Source organism: Novosphingobium naphthalenivorans NBRC 102051 (assembly GCF_001590985.1).
In the GTDB taxonomy this organism is placed as follows: domain Bacteria; phylum Pseudomonadota; class Alphaproteobacteria; order Sphingomonadales; family Sphingomonadaceae; genus Novosphingobium; species Novosphingobium naphthalenivorans.
Map to the genome: position 1 here is coordinate 1 of NZ_BCTX01000153.1, position 2,500 is coordinate 2,500.

General features: G+C 53.8%; 2 tRNA genes and 2 rRNA genes (1 of these 4 cut by a window edge). All 4 read left to right on the forward strand.

Annotated elements, in window-relative coordinates:
* Window positions 1-11: 11 nt before the first annotated feature.
* Window positions 12-1,500: ribosomal RNA gene (locus NN5_RS24080) — 16S ribosomal RNA — on the forward strand.
* Window positions 1,501-1,687: 187 nt separating this feature from the next.
* A tRNA-Ile gene (locus tag NN5_RS24085) sits at window positions 1,688-1,764 on the forward strand.
* A gap of 21 nt (window positions 1,765-1,785) precedes the next feature.
* Window positions 1,786-1,861, forward strand: a tRNA-Ala gene (locus NN5_RS24090).
* A gap of 277 nt (window positions 1,862-2,138) precedes the next feature.
* Window positions 2,139-2,500 (forward strand): 23S ribosomal RNA (locus NN5_RS24095); it runs 2,429 nt beyond the window's last position.
* The 16S and 23S rRNA genes sit together here with 2 tRNA genes alongside, the layout of an rRNA operon.

A 2,500-nucleotide genomic window follows, 5' to 3' on the forward strand; every position in this document is an offset into this window, starting at 1 on the left:
TATCGTGACACAAACTTGAGAGTTTGATCCTGGCTCAGAACGAACGCTGGCGGCATGCCTAACACATGCAAGTCGAACGAGACCTTCGGGTCTAGTGGCGCACGGGTGCGTAACGCGTGGGAATCTGCCCTTGGGTTCGGAATAACAGTGAGAAATTACTGCTAATACCGGATGATGTCTTCGGACCAAAGATTTATTGCCCAAGGATGAGCCCGCGTAGGATTAGCTAGTTGGTGGGGTAATGGCCTACCAAGGCGACGATCCTTAGCTGGTCTGAGAGGATGATCAGCCACACTGGGACTGAGACACGGCCCAGACTCCTACGGGAGGCAGCAGTGGGGAATATTGGACAATGGGCGAAAGCCTGATCCAGCAATGCCGCGTGAGTGATGAAGGCCTTAGGGTTGTAAAGCTCTTTTACCAGGGATGATAATGACAGTACCTGGAGAATAAGCTCCGGCTAACTCCGTGCCAGCAGCCGCGGTAATACGGAGGGAGCTAGCGTTGTTCGGAATTACTGGGCGTAAAGCGCGCGTAGGCGGTTACTCAAGTCAGAGGTGAAAGCCCGGGGCTCAACCCCGGAACTGCCTTTGAAACTAGGTGACTAGAATCTTGGAGAGGTCAGTGGAATTCCGAGTGTAGAGGTGAAATTCGTAGATATTCGGAAGAACACCAGTGGCGAAGGCGACTGACTGGACAAGTATTGACGCTGAGGTGCGAAAGCGTGGGGAGCAAACAGGATTAGATACCCTGGTAGTCCACGCCGTAAACGATGATAACTAGCTGTCCGGGCACATGGTGTTTGGGTGGCGCAGCTAACGCATTAAGTTATCCGCCTGGGGAGTACGGTCGCAAGATTAAAACTCAAAGGAATTGACGGGGGCCTGCACAAGCGGTGGAGCATGTGGTTTAATTCGAAGCAACGCGCAGAACCTTACCAGCGTTTGACATCCTGATCGCGAATAGCAGAGATGCTTTTCTTCAGTTCGGCTGGATCAGTGACAGGTGCTGCATGGCTGTCGTCAGCTCGTGTCGTGAGATGTTGGGTTAAGTCCCGCAACGAGCGCAACCCTCGTCCTTAGTTGCCATCATTTAGTTGGGCACTCTAAGGAAACTGCCGGTGATAAGCCGGAGGAAGGTGGGGATGACGTCAAGTCCTCATGGCCCTTACACGCTGGGCTACACACGTGCTACAATGGCGGTGACAGTGGGCAGCGAGCACGCGAGTGTGAGCTAATCTCCAAAAGCCGTCTCAGTTCGGATTGTTCTCTGCAACTCGAGAGCATGAAGGCGGAATCGCTAGTAATCGCGGATCAGCATGCCGCGGTGAATACGTTCCCAGGCCTTGTACACACCGCCCGTCACACCATGGGAGTTGGGTTCACCCGAAGGCGTTGCGCTAACTCGCAAGAGAGGCAGGCGACCACGGTGGGCTTAGCGACTGGGGTGAAGTCGTAACAAGGTAGCCGTAGGGGAACCTGCGGCTGGATCACCTCCTTTCTAAGGATTTGGTCGAAAGCGCCGGGCCTTGAGCCTGGAAGAGCTTCGCTCAATTCTAAGAACATGCCGTCGTCCTCATGTCCCTTCATCACTGGAGATAACACCGTAAGGTGTTTACGCCTGAGCTGGCTCACGCCGCCCGCGGCAGCCCATTCGAAAGAGTGGCGGCCAGCAGGGCACGGAAAGTGGGCCTGTAGCTCAGTTGGTTAGAGCGCACCCCTGATAAGGGTGAGGTCAGAGGTTCAAATCCTCTCAGGCCCACCACTTTCTAAGCAGATTGGTTTAGGGGCCTTAGCTCAGCTGGGAGAGCACCTGCTTTGCAAGCAGGGGGTCATCGGTTCGATCCCGATAGGCTCCACCAGCCAATCCCTGCGGGCCACCGGCCTGCAAGCGATGAAACATACTCCAGAGATGAAGCGAAACGGTTCCGATCGTAAGATCGGTTATGCGGGATTTGCCCGCGGTTCTTTGACATTGTGAATGGGTTTTTTAATCGATGCCGTGGCGCATCGTATCCACTGACGTAGTGGGTACACATGATGCGGCACAACAGATGCAAGTAATCTGGCTGAGATTTATCGTCCATACCTAGGACAACGCAGTCTTTATGCAGGGCTGTCGTTGATGGTGTGGATTCTCAAGCGTGAGGTAAGAGCATTTGGTGGATGCCTTGGCATGTACAGGCGATGAAGGACGTGGCACGCTGCGATAAGCGTCGGGGAGTTGTGAGCAAACTTTGATCCGGCGATTTCCGAATGGGGAAACCCACCTTCACCATTTCTCTCGGCTTCCGAGTGATCGGGAACTGAGTGAGGTGGATAAGGTATCACCTTAGTGAATATATAGCTTTGGTGAAGCGAACCTGGTGAACTGAAACATCTAAGTAACCAGAGGAAAAGACATCAACCGAGATTCCGTTAGTAGTGGCGAGCGAACGCGGACCAGGCCAGTGCCTTGATCTAAACTAGCAGAACACTTTGGAAAGAGTGGCCATAGCGGG